Here is a 14798-nt window from a genome sequence, read left to right on the forward strand (position 1 = left end):
TTAATGTGTGGCACAGGCAGCGGCAAGCGGCCTTGTGGTGGCGTTTTGCGCGCGGGAGAGGGCATTGTGACGACATTCAAGCCGCTGACGAACGATCTGTGGCCAGCGTTCGAGGAACTGTTTGGCAAGCAGGGCGCCTGCTATGGCTGCTGGTGCACGCATTTCCGTTTGCCGCCGGCAGCGCGGCGCGCCGCCGATCACAAGGGCAACAAGGCGCATATCAGGGCGCGGATCGAAGCCGGGCCACCGCCGGGGCTGCTGGCTTTCGAAGGCGGGCGCGCCACTGGCTGGATGCAGATCGGGCCGCGGGCCGACATACCCGAATGGAACAACAAGGGCCGTGCATCGGCGCCGCTGACCGATGGTATTGCGGACGATCCATCGGTGTGGGCCATCTCGTGCTTTTTCATTCGCTCGGCCGCGCGCGGCAAGGGGCTGTCGCACCTGCTGGTCGAAGCCGGCATCGAGCATGCGCGAGCCAATGGCGCAAAGCTGCTGGAGGCATGTCCGATGACGGAAGCGAAGACATCCCGTTCCATCGGTCTTTTTGTCGGATCCAGGCGGGTGTTCGAGCAGGCCGGTTTTGCGGTCATGGCCGAGCGCAAGCCAGGCCGTCCGCTGATGCGGCTGGAGCTTTGAGGCTCAGATGCCGAGGGCACGCGCAATGCGCGGCGCGGCGTCCGGCCAGTCATCCACTGTGTGAATGCCGTCGTCGAGCGGGGGCATGAGGTTCCGCAATGCGTTGTCGGACATGAGATGGAACAGATGGGCGTCGCCGACATGTTCACGCACCGAAACCAGATTGGGGGGCAGGTCGTCGACAAATGCGACAGGACGTCCGGACGTGCCGCGCAATGCATGGATTGCCGGACCCTTGGGGGCCTCGGTAGTGAGCAAGGGGTATCGAACTCCAAGAGAATCGAGAAGGCGCCGCCGGGTGTCGCGATGCCGGTGTGGCATGGCCGTCAGCAGGACGATCTCGGCGGCCTCGCCAAACGACGCAAGCGCCTCGGCTGCACCCTGCGTCAGCGTCTGCCAGGCCTCCTGGTCGGCGAAAAAGCCGTCGAGCAGGCCGGAAACGGTTTCGCGTTCCGCAGGCTCGCCGGAGGCCGTGTCGTAGACATTGCCATGCAGCCTGAAACTTTCCAGCCGCAGCTCATGGCCTTTTGATTTCAGGTAATCGGGGAAAGGGCGGATGAACTCGACCAGGACGTCATCGACATCGAGAACCAGAAGCGGCCGGTTGTCGCGCGACAGTTCCTCGATCTGGCGTGCCGTTTCGGGGTCGATGCTCATACCGACCGGTCGAAATTGTCGGCGCCGAAAGGAAGCGCGCCGATTGCCTTGGTCACCGCCGCAGGGTTGTGTCCCGAAGCCTCGGCGAATTGCATCAGGGTCGGCTCATGCGCAGCGATGAACTGCAGCACGCCGGCGAGAAAACCAGGTGTGGCGGCGGCGCGCCGGATTTCGGATGCTTCGATGCCGGTGATGGCGAGGAAACGCGGCAGCAGCTTTTCGTCGGACGCAATGAAGGCAAGCGCTTCAACCGCGATCGCCTCGGCCGCGGCGCGCGCCGTTGCGGAATTCTGCCGCTCGTTTCCCAAAGTTCACATTTCTCCCTGTTCGGACCGGCGATAGCGTGGCTGAACCCGTGCTGCAAGGCCTGCGGCTCTCCGGTTTTCCGCCGCAACGGGAAATCGGCCCCCGGGTTTGCCTTTCGTCAATCAATGCGGCGTATAGTTGCGCCTGGATTCGCGTAAATTGTGCGGCGGATCCGGTAAAGCGGGCGGAGCGGCCATGGCCAAGAAAGTGATGATCGTCGAGGACAACGAGCTCAACATGAAGCTCTTCCGCGACCTCATCGAGGCAAGCGGATACGAAACCGTGCGCACGCGTAACGGGCTGGAGGCGCTCGACCTTGCGCGTCTGCATACGCCCGACCTGATTCTGATGGATATCCAGCTTCCCGAGGTGTCCGGCCTCGAAGTCACCAAATGGCTGAAGGAAGACGACGACCTGCACACCATTCCGGTTATCGCGGTGACCGCGTTCGCCATGAAAGGCGACGAAGAGCGGATCAGACAAGGCGGCTGCGAGGCCTATATCTCCAAGCCGATTTCCGTGCCGCGCTTCATCGAGACGATCAAATCCTATCTGGGTGACGCCTGATGACCGCGCGCATTCTGGTCGTCGACGACGTCAAAGCCAATGTAACGCTGCTCGAAACGCGGCTTTTGGCCGAGTATTTCGAAGTGCTGAAAGCCTACAGCGGCGCCGAGGCGCTCGAGACCTGTGAGAACGGCAAGGTCGACGTGGTTTTGCTCGATGTCATGATGCCGGAGATGGACGGTTTCGAGACCTGCCGGCGGCTGAAGAACGATCCCGCGACGGCGCATATTCCCATCGTCATGGTGACGGCGCTCGACCAGATTTCGGACCGGGTCCGGGGGCTCGAGGCCGGGGCCGATGACTTCCTGACCAAACCGGTCAGCGACCTGCAGTTGATCACACGAGTGAAGAGCCTGGTGCGCCTCAAGACGCTGACCGACGAGCTGCGTCTGCGTGCGTCGACCACGCGCAGTATCGGCATCGAGGAGCTTTTGAGCCGCGGATCGACCGCCGGGTCGGGAGTGCCGAAGGTTCTGCTGGTCGAAGAACGCCAGAACCACGCCGACAGGGTGGCGCGTTACCTGCGGGGCAAGGCCGACCTGAAAATTATCGCCGATCCGCAGGTCGGGCTGCTTGAGGCGGCGGAAAACGGTTATGACTGCGTCATCATCTCGACGGCGCTGGAGAATTTCGACCCGTTGCGGCTGTGCTCGCAGCTGCGCTCCATCGACCGCACCCGCTTCGTGCCGATCATGCTGATCGCCAATGAGGAGGAGGAAGAGCTGGTGATGCGCGGGCTTGAGCTCGGCATCAACGACTATCTCATCCGGCCACTGGACGAGCAGGAGCTGACGGCGCGCCTGACCACGCAAGTGAAGCGCAAGCGCTATAACGACCAGCTGCGCGCAAGCGTTGCGCAGACGATCGAGATGGCTGTCACCGACGGCCTGACGGGCCTGCACAACAGGCGGTATCTCGACAGTCATCTGGAGACGCTTTTCGAGCGCGCGGAAGCGCGTCGTCGCCCACTGTCGCTGATGATCACCGATATCGACCGCTTCAAAGCCATCAACGACGTGCATGGCCACGATGGCGGCGACGATGTGCTGCGCGAATTCGCTGCCCGGCTCAGGCAGAATGTACGCGGCATCGACCTTGCCTGCCGTTTCGGCGGGGAGGAATTCATCATCGTCATGCCGGACACAGAATTCGCGATCGCGCAGAAGGTCGCCGAGCGTGTCAGAGCCCATATCGCGGCAACGCCGTTCGTGATCGGCAATAGCGGCAAACAAATCGAAGTTACGGTGAGTGTCGGCGTTTCGTCACTGCAACCGCCGCATGACAATGCGCAGGCATTGCTGAAACGCGCCGACCTGGCTCTTTACGAAGCCAAGAACAGTGGCCGCAACAAGGTTGTTGCAAAGGCTGCCTGAACCGCGCCGCGCGGGCGACTTTGAGTGCCGCAAGGTCTGCCGACCCGGCATATTTACCTTAATCTCAGTGCCCTAGGCCGGTTAGTTAAGAAACTGTTGATTTTCGGACTTGCTTGCGCGACTGTCATTTCGGGACAGGACGGGTGCCGCTGGGGCCAGCAATGGTGCCGTCTGTCAAATACCCCATGATGCTCAGGTCCGCCGCATCTCCTGGGTCCGTGGGGTCGGCCGGTCGGCGCTGGCATATAGTGGCCTCCTCGTACCGCTGTCAGATGCCGGCCGGCCCCCATTCTTCCAGATCGACGACAGGCAGCGCCGCTTGACCGCGGCGCAACAAAAAACGCCGCCCTGAGGCGGCGTCCGAACATGTGCCGACTGAAAAAGCCTACTTGATCTTGGCTTCTTTGAATTCGACGTGCTTCTTCGCGACCGGGTCGTATTTACGCTTGGTCAGCTTGTCCGTCATGGTGCGGGTGTTTTTCTTCGCGGTGTAGAAGTAACCCGTGTCAGCTGTCGAAAGCAGCTTGATCTTGATGGTCGTAGCCTTGGCCATAGTCGTGGTTCCGTAGATGTCTGGTGTGAGTGCCGCGACTTCGGGACAAAACGGCCCGGCTGCGGGAAACTGGCGCGAGACATAATGGCTGTGCGGCGAAAGTCAAGCTTGGCGAGCGCCAGAATGCGGCTGCCGCGTCAAAGCAGCTCGCGCTGAAAGCGGCGATGCCGCATACGGTAGAACGGAATCGCTGCTCCCGGCCGCAGATCGGGGTCGTTCGCCAGCCGTGTTTCAAGGTCCGCAAGCACGGTCTTGGTGATCAGCGGAACCTCAAGCTCCTTGGCTTCGCCGAGGTTGAACCATGCGAGCTCTTCCAGCTCTTCGGTCGGACCGCCGTCCGGCAGTTCCACCGCAATATCGTCCTTCCAGGCTACCAGAAAACGCGTATCGAATCGGCGCACGCGGCCAGGGGGCGTGATGGCGCGCGCGAGGTATCGCAGCCGGTCGAGCGAGGGTACGACATTGTGCTCGGCAAACCCCGCCCAGCCAGGATTGCGGGTCTGGAAACTGCCGGGATTGCCGATCAGCAATCCCGCTTCTTCGTAGGTTTCGCGGATAGCAGACAGCGCAATGGCGCGGGCGCGCGCGTCGCTTGCACGCGAACCTGTGCCGCGCAGTTTCTGCTTTTCGTCGGGATGCAGGTCCGACGCAACCGCTATGCGCGCGTCGGCAGGATCCGTGCGTCCGCCCGGAAAAACAAAACGGCCCGGCATGAAGGCATGATGGCGGCTGCGCCGTCCGAGCAGCACGCGGACGCTGGCGCCTTCGCGGTCGAGCAGGATCAGGGTTGCCGCGTCGCGCGGACGTTTGGGGCCGGTGCCGAGCGCAAAGTCTTTGCTTTCGGCATGATCCAGCGCTTCGCGAGACATGCCTGCCATTGCGTTGCTGCGCCGGTCAGTCGCCATCGTTCAGAGCTTTTCGGGCTGATCCGCAGCGCCGCCGAAACCGTGCATGCGCAGCGCCCATTGCAGGCCAATGACAGCACCCTTGATGGGCTGGATGAGCGCGATGGCGGACAACACCGTGATCGGGATCCAGATCGCCAGATGCTGCCAGGTCGACAGCTCGAACATGGTCTCAAAGCCCATATAGGCGCCGACAACGATGTGCCCGACGATAAAGACAACCAGATAGGCCGGGAAATCGTCGGCGCGCTGGTGATGGAGTTCCTCGTTGCACACCGGGCAGTTTTCCTGCGTCTTCAGGAATGTCCGGAACAACCGGCCTTCTCCGCATTTGGGGCAGCGGCAGCGCGTGCCGTTCCAGACCGCGGGCCAAACGGCGCGCGCCGGGCTCTGACGGTATTGCGTGGTTAGTTCTTCAGCCATCATCTTCTCCTGCCGCGGCCGGTGCTTGCGCGTCCGCTTCGTGCGCCGGTGCGCCGCTTCGATTTGTGAAACGAGCGCGTTCCCTGTGGCATGGGGCCGGGTTCGGTCAGCATCTCGAAAAGCATCGATCCGGCGAGTGGCGTTACTTCCTTCAATCTCACATCGACGCGATCCGCCAGACGGTAGCCCTTTCCCGAGCGTTGGCCGACAAGCGCATGCGCCGCTTCTTCGTAGACATAGTAGTCATCGCCCAAAGTTGACACGGGAATAAAGCCATCTGCGCCAAAATGCGGCAGCTGGACGAAGAGGCCGGATTTGGTGACGCCGGAAATGCGCGCGGCGAAATCGGCACCTATACGGTCTGCGAGATGGCGGGCGACGAGGCGGTCCACCGTTTCGCGCTCGGCCGCCATCGCCCGGCGCTCCGATGTCGAAATGAGGGCTGCAGTTTCCTCAAGCCGGGCTTCTTCGTCTTTTGTCAGGCCCTCGGGGCCGAACCCCAGCGCGCCTATCAGGGCGCGGTGGACCAGAAGGTCGGCATATCGGCGGATGGGTGAGGTGAAGTGCGCGTACCGTCTCAAATTGAGGCCGAAATGGCCAAGATTTTCAGGCGTGTAGACGGCCTGGCTCTGCGAGCGCAGCACCACCTCGTTGACCAGCTCCTCGTGGTCGGTGCCGCGCACCTGGGAAAGGATATTGTTGAACTGCGCCGGCTTCATCTGCGCGCCGCGCGCCAGCGAGATGCCGACCGTGCGCAGGAAGTCGCGCAGCGCCTCCTGTTTGGCCAGCGATGGCGCGTCGTGTACGCGGTAGACCAGCGCCTTGCGCCTGGCCTCCAGGGTCTCCGCCGCCGCGACGTTGGCCTGGATCATGAACTCCTCGATCAGCTTGTGTGCATCGAGGCGTTCGGGAACGATCACCTTGTCGACCGTGCCGTCATCCTTCAGGAGGATCTTGCGTTCGGGCAGGTCGAGTTCGAGCGGCTGGCGCTTGCCGCGGCCCTTCTTCAGAGCTGCATAGGCATCCCAGAGCGGCCTGAGAACCGTTTCCAGAAGCGGGCCGGTCTTGTCGTTCGGCGTGCCGTCGATCGCGGCCTGCGCCTCGGTATAGGCCAGCCGCGCGGCCGAGCGCATCATGATGCGGTGGAAGCTGTGGCGCAGTTTCTTGCCACTGGCGTCGAACACCATGCGGACGGCAAGCGCCGGGCGGTCCTCCTTCTCGCGCAGCGAACACAGATCGTTCGAAATGCGTTCCGGGAGCATCGGCACCACGCGGTCCGGGAAGTAGACCGAATTGCCGCGTTTCAGCGCCTCGCGGTCCATGGCCGAGCCGCCGGTGACGTAAGTGGCAACATCGGCGATGGCGACATCGACGATGAAGCCACCTGGGTTTTTTTCGTCCGCGTCGGGTGTAGCGTATACTGCGTCGTCATGATCCTTGGCATCGGCGGGATCGATGGTGATGAGCGGCACTTTGCGCCAGTCTTCCCGGCCCGACATCTTTGCCGGCTTCGCAGCTTCGGCTTCCTTGATCACCGCGTCGGGAAATACATTCGGGATGCCGTGGGCATGAATGGCGATCATGGAGATCGCCTTCTCGCTCGCCATTGAGCCGATCACCGCGCTGACACGGCCGCGCGGCGGGCCATAACGGCGGCTCGACCTGTCCGGCTCGGCCTCCACGAGGTCGCCTGCCTTGGCGTCGCCGAGCGCGTCGGCCGCGATGTTGAGTTGAGGTTCGCCGCGCGTCACGGGTTCGAGACGGAATTCGTCGCCGGCCTTGCGGATGACACCTAATACGGTGTCGCGCGTGCGGTCGATCTTCTTCAGGACCTGCGCGGTGTAGGCGGGGCCTTTGCCGCCCTTTGCAGGAAAGACGCGGGCCAGCACACGATTGCCTATACCTGGCGAGGGTTTGCCGCGTTTGGTGCGCACCTGCACCAGCGGCGGTGCGCCGCCATCATCGGGCCATTCGGAAGGGCGAGCTAGCAGCAAGCCGTCGCGATCGCGCGAGAAGATGTCGAGTTCAACGACATGCGGCAGGCCACCGGGCTGCACGACGCGTTTGCCGCGTTTTTCGATCTGGCCGCTGTCGGTCATTTCGCCCAGCAAGTCCTTAAGCCAGGCGCGGTCGGCTCCTTTCAGACCGAAAGCGCGGGCAATTTCGCGCTTGCCGGATTGGTCCGGGTTGGCGGCCAGGAAGTCGAGAATGTCCTGCGGCGAGGGACGATGGCTGCCGGAAGCATCCGCGCTGCGCCCGGCCTTGCTCCCTGGGGTGGTGCGCCGGGCCAACGGTCAGTCCTTGCTGCTTTTCGATTTGGCTTTGGGCTTGGCCTTTGCCTTGGTGCGCGCCGGCTTCTTGCCGCCTTTCGCGGCTTTGGCGGCGATCAGCTCCAGAGCCTCCGGCATGGTCACGGAGGCCGGATCCTTGCCCTTTGGCAGGGTCGCGTTGACCTTGCCCCAATTCACATAGGGCCCGTAGCGACCATCGCGCACCGTGATCTTGCCGCCATCGGGATGGTCGCCGAGCTCGGCGAGAGCCGTCGAGGTGCGGCCGCGGCTGCCTTTTGACTGCTTTTCCGCGATCACTGTGACCGCCCGGTTGAGGCCGATCGAAAACACGTCCTCGACAGTTTCCAGATTGGCGTAGGTGCCGTCGTGAAGCACGAAGGGGCCGTAGCGGCCGATACCGGCCGAGATCATCTTGCCTGTTTCGGGATGCTTGCCGACATCGCGCGGCAGCGACAGGAGCGCCAGCGCCTTCTCATGGTCCATCTCGGCCACCGCCCAGCCTTTCGGCAGGCTGGAGCGCTTGGCCTCCTTGCCTTCGCCGCGCTGGACATAGGGGCCGAAACGGCCGCTTTTCAGCACGATTTCCTCGCTGGTGTAGGGATCGGTACCCAGAACCCGGTCACCGCTGTCATCGTCGGCGCCGTTGCCGCCGTTGGCGTCGGCACCGAGCTGGCGGGTATAGCCGCACTCAGGGTAATTTGAGCAGCCGACGAAGGCGCCGAATTTGCCGAGCTTGAGCGACAGATTGCCGGTACCGCAGCGCGGGCAGATGCGCGGATTGGAGCCGTCCTCACGCTGCGGGAAGACGAGTGGTGCCAGCTCTTCATTCAGCGCATCGAGAACCTCGGTGACCCGCAAGTCCTTGATCTCGTCGATATGGCCGGAGAAATCCTTCCAGAAGTCGCGCAGGACGTCCTTCCAGGCCAAACGGCCGTCGGAAATCTCGTCGAGCTGCTGTTCCAGCGAAGCGGTGAAGTCGTACTCGACATACTTCTCGAAGAAGCTTTCAAGGAACGACGTGACGAGCCGGCCCTTGGCCTGCGGAAACAGGCGGCGCTTGTCGATCGTCACGTAGTCGCGGTCTTCAAGCGTCTTGAGCGTCGCTGCATATGTGGAGGGGCGGCCGATGCCGAGCTCTTCCATCTTCTTGATGAGAGAGGCCTCGGTGTAGCGCGGCGGCGGCTCGGTGACGTGCTGGCTGGCTGTGACCTTTTCGCGGTCGAGCGCCTCGCCGTCGCGGATTTCGGGAAGGCGGCGGGCGTCTTCCTCCTCCGCGTCGTCTTCTTTCTGGTCGGTGTAGGCGGCAATGAAACCGTCAAAGCGAATGACGGAACCGACGGCACGCAGCCGTGCTTTGCCACCTGGGCCGGTTGCATCGATCTCGGCGGTTGTGCGCTCGATCTCGGCCGGGTTCATCTGGCTGGCAATGGCGCGCTTCCAGACCATTTCGTAAAGGCGGGCCTGATCGGCATCGAGCATGCCGCGCATCTGGTCGGGCGTGCGCGTGAAATCGGTCGGCCTGATCGCCTCGTGAGCTTCCTGGGCGTTTTTCGCCTTGGTCGAGTAGTGGCGCGGCTTCTCCGGCAGATAGCGATCGCCAAACTCGTTTGCGATTGCCGAGCGTGCGGCCTCGATCGCCTCAGGCGCCATCTGGACACCGTCGGTTCGCATATAGGTGATGAGGCCGGCAGTCTCGCCGCCGATGTCGATGCCTTCGTAAAGCCGCTGTGCGACCTGCATGGTCCGGCTTGCGGCAAAACCCAGCCGCGATGAGGCGGCCTGCTGCAGCGTTGATGTGGTGAATGGCGGAGCGGGGTTGCGCCGCGTCGGCTTGGCCTCGACCGAAAGCACCTTGAAGGCAGCGCCTTCCAGCATTGCCTTGATGCGGTCTGCCTCTTCCTTGCTGCCGATGTCGAGCTTCTGCAGCTTCCTGCCGTCGAACTCGGTGAGGCGCGCCTCGAAGCTATCGCCGCGCGGCGTCAGCAGCGTCGATGAAAGCAGCCAGTATTCCTGCTTCACGAAACGCTCGATCTCGCCTTCGCGGTCGCAGACGAGGCGCAGCGCTACCGACTGTACGCGCCCGGCGGAGCGCGCGCCCGGCAGCTTGCGCCACAGCACCGGCGAGAGCGTGAAGCCGACGAGATAGTCCAGTGCGCGGCGGGCCAGATAGGCGTCGACCAGCGGCACATCGATGTCACGCGGGTTGGCCATGGCGTCGAGCACGGCCGATTTGGTGATGGCATTGAAGACGACACGGCGGACGGGCTTGTCTTTCAGCGCCTTCTTCTGGCGCAGCACTTCAAGCACATGCCAGGAGATCGCTTCGCCTTCGCGATCCGGATCGGTGGCGAGGATCAGGCCGTCGGCTTCCTTCACCGCCTTCGTGATTTCAGACAGCCGTTTCGAGGATGCGCCATCGACCGACCAGGACATCGCGAAGTCCTCGTCCGGTCGCACGGAACCGTCCTTGGGCGGCAGGTCCCGCACATGGCCGAAGGAGGCCAGAACCTTGTAGTCCCGGCCGAGATATTTGTTGATCGTCTTGGCCTTGGCGGGCGATTCGACGACGACGATGTCCATGCGTGGACCGTAACCCTTCACGCTCGGCTGTCGCCTTGGCGTAGCAGTTCAGTTGAAAACAGTGTCGTCACATGGCTGCGGTTTTGCGTTCGGTCAAGGGCGGGCACCAAAATTCCGGCTGCGCGAGAATACAACCAATGGTTTATTTCAGTTGAATTATTGCAATTTCTGATCAATGTCGGTAGGTGTTTGCCCCATTGGGGCATGAAGAATCGTTCTGACCCGCGCGGCGCAGCGAACAATAACAAAAGGCGCCCGTGCGACCGGACCAGGAGCGCTTGCCCGTATGCGCCAGCTCGCTGAAAAAGCAAGGCGGACCGACAATCTGGACTATATCCAGTCCATGCTCGGCCAGTTGCGCCAGATGGCGGAGGTGGAGCGATGCGACATGCTCGCCTACCTTGTCGAGATGGCCTATGTCGAGGCAAGTGACATAATCCGTGGCGCGCGGCCAACGCGCGTGAAACAGGGGTATCCGCTACAGGATAAGTGACACGCCGCCGCCCGGGTGGCGTTCCAGGCGCCCTGCCAGATCAAGCTCGAGCAGAATCATGAAAATCTGCGCCGGGTGAGCGCTCGTGTGGCGGATCAGCTCGTCGATTGTGACGGGCGAGGGGCCGAGGGCCTCGATGACACGGGCGCGATCGTCATCGTCGGGTGGCGGTGCAGCGTCGAAGTCGGGCGGTTCGGAAAAGCTGTCGTCGCGCGGCCCGGGAACGCCCGAAAGCGGTTCCAGCGCATCCAGAACGTCATCCGCTCCCGTCGCGAGGCTGGCGCCGTCCTTGATCAGCCCGTTGGTGCCTGCGGAGCGCGGGTCGAGGGGGGAGCCGGGAACAGCAAAGACCAGCCGACCGAAATCGCCGGCATAGCGGGCACTGATCAGGGAGCCCGAGCGCAGGGCCGCCTCAACAACAACGAGTGCCATGGAGACGCCCGCAATAAGGCGGTTGCGGCGCGGAAAATCGCGGGCCCGCGGTTCCCAGCCGAAGGGCATCTCCGATACGGCCGCGCCGCGCTCGCAGATCATCTCGAACAGTTGCATGTTTTCCGGCGGATAAGGCTGGTCGAGCCCTCCGGCAAGCATGGCGACGGTTCCGGTGTCGAGACTCGCCTCATGGGCGGCGGCATCGATGCCGCGCGCCATGCCGGACGCAACGGCATAACCGCGTTTGCCGAACTCCGACGCCAGCTTGCGCGCCATCTTGATGCCGGAGAGGGACGCGTTGCGTGCTCCCACCATCGAAATCGAGGGCAGTTGCAGAGCGGCGGACTGACCTTTGACGGCGAGCAGAGGCGGCGCACCGCTTATGCGCCGCAGCAATGGCGGGTAGGAGGGTTCGCCCAGCGCAACGAAACGCGCACCGAAGCGTTCAGTGCGCGCCATTTCGTCCTCTGCCGCCTCGGCAGAGAAGGGCCGGATCGGCGTCCCTGCGCGACCGCGGCTGGCAAGTTCGGGTAATGCACTTAGCGCCGCCTCGGCTGAACCGAAGCGATTGATCAGATCGCGGAATGTCTGCGGGCCGACATTTTCTGTCCGGATCAGCCGCAACCAGGCGACCCGCTGGCGGTCGGTCAGATGCTGACCGCTGCCCAGGGGCGTGGTCACCCCTTGGATCCGATCTTCGATTCATTGCCTGAAAGAAGACGGCGAATGTTGGCCTGGTGTTTGACGATGAGGAGCAACGACATGAAGCCCAGACCTACCGCGATGTCGGCCAGACCGACATACCATGTGGCGGCAGGCGTGATGACGGCGGCAAGCAGGGCGGCCAGTGAGGAATATCGAAGGATGATGGCGGTGGCGAGCCAGACGCCTGCGAACACAACGACAGGCACCCACGCCCACAGAAGCGGCAGAAAGGCGATGCCGAGCAGCACACCGATATAGGTGGCGACTCCCTTGCCGCCCCTGAAAAGCAGCCAGACGGGAAAGAGATGGCCCAGAAACGCGCCAAGCCCGGCAATCAGGCCGAGCTCGATGCCGTAGGTGCTGGCGATAACTACGGCGGCCGTACCCTTCAGCGCGTCGAGCAGCAGAGTGGCGGCGGCCAGACCCTTGTTGCCGGTTCTGAGCACATTGGTCGCGCCGATATTGCCCGAGCCGATCTTGCGGACATCGCCCAATCCTGCGGCACGCGTGAGGATCAGCCCGAACGGGATCGAGCCGAGCAAATAGCCGAACAGCAGAGCCGCGAGTAGCGTCAGGGCAAACAAGGTATCCTCCGGTATGCGTGTTGCGCCCGGCGCAACGCGGGCTAGGTCTGGAAGACTGTGCGGCCCGCGACCATTGTTTGCAACACCTTGCCCTGCAATCGCGCGCCCTCATAGCAGGTGTTCTTGGAACGCGAGCGAATGTCGGCTTCGCGAACGATCCAGGGAAAGTCCAGATCGACAACCGCCAGATCGGCGGGCGCGCCAGGCGCCAGTGTGCCGCCAGGCAGGCCGAACAGCCGCGCCGGCGCGGTGGACAGCGCATCTATGAGGCGCAGCAGCGGAACGTCGCCATTGTGGTGCAGGCGAAGCGCCACGGCGAGCAGGGTCTCCAGCCCGATCGCGCCGGTGGCCGCATCGGCGAAAGGCAGGCGTTTGGTGTCGACATCCTGCGGGTCGTGCGATGACGAGATGATATCGACGGCACCGCTGCGCAGTGCCTCGACCATGGCCAGCCGGTCTTCCTCCGTGCGCAGTGGCGGCGAGAGGCGGAAGAAGGTGCGGTATTCGCCGACATCGATCTCGTTGAGCGCGAGATGGTTGATCGAAACACCGGCCGTAACCTGCGCGCCATCCGATTTCGCGCGGGCCACCGCCTCGGCGGAAACAGCCGTCGACAATTTGGCCGCATGATAGGCGCCGCCGGTCAGGCGGGCGAGCCGAAGATCGCGCTCCAGCGGTATGATTTCGGCTTCGGCCGGTATGCCGGGCAGGCCGAGCCAGCTTGCGTAAAGTCCCTCATTCATCACCCCTCCACAGGAGAGGTCGGCATCCTGGGCCTCAAGCGAGAGCACGGCACCAAAGTCGCGCGCATAGGTGAGGGCTCTGCGCACGACAAGCGGATTGGCAATCGTGTTGCGTCCCTCGGTGAAGGCAACTGCGCCCGACTGGCGCAGAAGGCCGAACTCGGTCATTTCCTGACCTTCGAGCCCTTTTGTCACCGCCGCCGCGGGGTGAATGTTGACGACAGCCGTTTCACGCGCAGTGCGCAGCACGAACTCGACCAGCGCCGGGTCGTCGATGACCGGATGGGTGTCGGGCATCATGATGACGGAGGTTACGCCGCCGGCTGCGGCCGCGTGGCTCGCGGAGGCAATCGTCTCGCGATGCTCGGCGCCCGGCTCGCCAATGAAGACGCGGCTGTCGACCAGGCCGGGAATGATGAGATTGCCGGTACAGTCGATGATCTCGGCGCCGTCCGGTGCGCCCTGATTATGGGCTTTTGCGCTGGCTGCCTTGATTTTGCCGCCGGCGACGACAACCGCGCCATATTCGTTGATCCCGCGCGAGGGGTCGACAATGCGCGCGTTGGTGAACACGGTCGCCGTCATTGCGCATCCCCGGCATTCCGGCGCGGATCAAGCAGCGCCTCCATAACCGCCATGCGCACCGCAACGCCCATCTCCACCTGTTCTTCGATGACGCTTTGCGGGCCGTCTGCAATCTCGGAGGCGATCTCGACGCCGCGGTTCATGGGGCCAGGATGCATGACCAGCGCGTCTTCCTTTGCCGCCTTCAGCTTTTCCGCGTCGAGGCCGTAATAACGGAAATACTCCCTTATCGAAGGCACAAACGCGCCAGACATGCGCTCGCGCTGGAGGCGCAGCATCATGACGACGTCGGCGTCTTGCAGGCCATCGGCCATCGATGTGAAGGGCTGAACGCCCATGCGCTCGATGCCGGCAGGCATCAGCGTTGACGGGCCGACGACGCGCACCCGCGCGCCAAGCGCGTTCAACAGCACGATGTTGGAGCGCGCCACGCGGGAATGAAGAACATCGCCGCAGATGGCGACCGTGAGCTTGCCGAGCGCGCCGCGCGCACGGCGGATCGTCAGCGCGTCCAGCAGCGCCTGCGTCGGGTGCTCATGCGCGCCGTCGCCGGCATTGACCACCGAGCAGCCGACCTTCTGCGCCAAAAGGGCCGCCGCACCTGCCGAAGCATGGCGGATAACCAGGATGTCGGGCCGCATGGCGTTCAGCGTCATTGCGGTGTCGATAAGGGTTTCGCCCTTTTTCACCGAAGACGAACCCACCGACATGTTCATCACATCGGCGCCAAGCCGCTTGCCGGCCAGTTCGAACGACGACTGGGTGCGTGTGGAAGCTTCGTAGAACAGATTGATCTGCGTGCGTCCGCGCAGATTGGCGGATTTCTTCTCCGACTGGCGCGAAATAGCCACCGCGGCGTCGGCGCGGTCGAGCAAGAGTTCGATATCGGAAGGAGAAAGGCTCTGGATCCCCAGCAGGTGCCGGTGCGGAAAAAGGGGGAACGTGTCGGCTGGTCTCATCTC

Annotated in this window: 15 protein-coding genes; 4 read left to right on the top strand and 11 right to left on the bottom strand. The window is 63.3% G+C overall.

The window, feature by feature from the left end; all coding sequences use genetic code 11:
* Nucleotides 1-63 precede the first annotated feature (63 nt).
* Complete coding sequence (locus EP165_RS12615; RefSeq protein WP_127523525.1) at nucleotides 64-639, top strand: GNAT family N-acetyltransferase; 576 nt, start codon at nucleotides 64-66, stop codon at nucleotides 637-639.
* Nucleotides 640-642: 3 nt separating this feature from the next.
* Here EP165_RS12615 and EP165_RS12620 read toward each other — a convergent pair whose 3' ends face one another.
* Both EP165_RS12620 and EP165_RS12625 read right to left on the bottom strand, forming a co-directional pair.
* Complete coding sequence (locus tag EP165_RS12620) at nucleotides 643-1296, bottom strand: hypothetical protein (protein ID WP_127523088.1); 654 nt, start codon at nucleotides 1294-1296, stop codon at nucleotides 643-645.
* Complete coding sequence (locus tag EP165_RS12625) at nucleotides 1293-1604, bottom strand: DUF3572 domain-containing protein (RefSeq protein ID WP_127523090.1); 312 nt, start codon at nucleotides 1602-1604, stop codon at nucleotides 1293-1295. The genes EP165_RS12620 and EP165_RS12625 overlap by 4 nt, the downstream gene beginning before the upstream one ends.
* A 208-nt stretch (nucleotides 1605-1812) precedes the next feature.
* Here EP165_RS12625 and EP165_RS12630 point away from each other — a divergent pair, with 208 nt between their 5' ends.
* Both EP165_RS12630 and EP165_RS12635 read left to right on the top strand, forming a co-directional pair.
* Nucleotides 1813-2169 carry a response regulator gene (locus EP165_RS12630; protein ID WP_281040014.1) on the top strand — a complete coding sequence of 119 codons (357 nt, stop codon included), beginning with the start codon at nucleotides 1813-1815 and terminating at the stop codon, nucleotides 2167-2169.
* Nucleotides 2169-3542, top strand: a complete 1374-nt coding sequence (locus EP165_RS12635) for a PleD family two-component system response regulator (protein WP_127523094.1) — start codon at nucleotides 2169-2171, stop codon at nucleotides 3540-3542. Before EP165_RS12630 ends, EP165_RS12635 begins: the two co-directional genes overlap by 1 nt.
* A gap of 385 nt (nucleotides 3543-3927) precedes the next feature.
* Here EP165_RS12635 and rpmG read toward each other — a convergent pair whose 3' ends face one another.
* The 5 genes from rpmG to topA form a co-directional block, all read right to left on the bottom strand.
* Entirely contained in the window at nucleotides 3928-4095 is a 168-nt protein-coding gene (gene rpmG / locus EP165_RS12645; RefSeq protein WP_127523096.1) for a 50S ribosomal protein L33, read from the bottom strand.
* Between the two features lie 137 nt (nucleotides 4096-4232).
* On the bottom strand, nucleotides 4233-4973 hold the full coding sequence (locus EP165_RS12650) for an NUDIX hydrolase (protein ID WP_127523098.1): 741 nt from the start codon (nucleotides 4971-4973) through the stop codon (nucleotides 4233-4235).
* A 30-nt stretch (nucleotides 4974-5003) separates the two neighbouring features.
* Nucleotides 5004-5423, bottom strand: coding sequence for a DUF983 domain-containing protein (locus EP165_RS12655; RefSeq protein ID WP_245440126.1), 420 nt, complete (start codon nucleotides 5421-5423; stop codon nucleotides 5004-5006).
* Nucleotides 5423-7714, bottom strand: coding sequence for a ribonuclease R (gene rnr, locus EP165_RS12660; RefSeq protein WP_127523102.1), 2292 nt, complete (start codon nucleotides 7712-7714; stop codon nucleotides 5423-5425). The genes EP165_RS12655 and rnr overlap by 1 nt, the downstream gene beginning before the upstream one ends.
* A gap of 3 nt (nucleotides 7715-7717) precedes the next feature.
* On the bottom strand, nucleotides 7718-10294 hold the full coding sequence (gene topA / locus EP165_RS12665) for a type I DNA topoisomerase (RefSeq protein ID WP_127523526.1): 2577 nt from the start codon (nucleotides 10292-10294) through the stop codon (nucleotides 7718-7720).
* Nucleotides 10295-10580: 286 nt separating this feature from the next.
* Here topA and EP165_RS12670 point away from each other — a divergent pair, with 286 nt between their 5' ends.
* Nucleotides 10581-10787: a hypothetical protein gene (locus EP165_RS12670; protein ID WP_127523104.1), complete on the top strand. Its 207-nt coding sequence runs from the start codon at nucleotides 10581-10583 to the stop codon at nucleotides 10785-10787.
* Here EP165_RS12670 and dprA read toward each other — a convergent pair.
* Genes dprA through EP165_RS12690 form a run of 4 tightly spaced genes read right to left on the bottom strand, consistent with a single transcriptional unit; the run spans nucleotide 10773 to nucleotide 14795 of the window.
* Entirely contained in the window at nucleotides 10773-11900 is a 1128-nt protein-coding gene (gene dprA / locus EP165_RS12675) for a DNA-processing protein DprA (RefSeq protein ID WP_127523106.1), read from the bottom strand. The genes EP165_RS12670 and dprA overlap by 15 nt on opposite strands.
* The gene (gene plsY, locus EP165_RS12680; protein ID WP_164743032.1) at nucleotides 11897-12508 is read right to left on the bottom strand and encodes a glycerol-3-phosphate 1-O-acyltransferase PlsY; all 612 of its coding nucleotides are present in this window, start codon (nucleotides 12506-12508) and stop codon (nucleotides 11897-11899) included. The genes dprA and plsY overlap by 4 nt, the downstream gene beginning before the upstream one ends.
* 41 nt (nucleotides 12509-12549) lie before the next feature.
* Nucleotides 12550-13836 carry a dihydroorotase gene (locus EP165_RS12685; RefSeq protein ID WP_127523110.1) on the bottom strand — a complete coding sequence of 429 codons (1287 nt, stop codon included), beginning with the start codon at nucleotides 13834-13836 and terminating at the stop codon, nucleotides 12550-12552.
* On the bottom strand, nucleotides 13833-14795 hold the full coding sequence (locus EP165_RS12690; protein WP_127523111.1) for an aspartate carbamoyltransferase catalytic subunit: 963 nt from the start codon (nucleotides 14793-14795) through the stop codon (nucleotides 13833-13835). Before EP165_RS12690 ends, EP165_RS12685 begins: the two co-directional genes overlap by 4 nt.
* Nucleotides 14796-14798: the final 3 nt, after the last annotated feature.

The sequence above is a fragment of the Mesorhizobium sp. Z1-4 genome (assembly GCF_004000235.1).
Taxonomy (GTDB): domain Bacteria; phylum Pseudomonadota; class Alphaproteobacteria; order Rhizobiales; family Rhizobiaceae; genus RCIO01.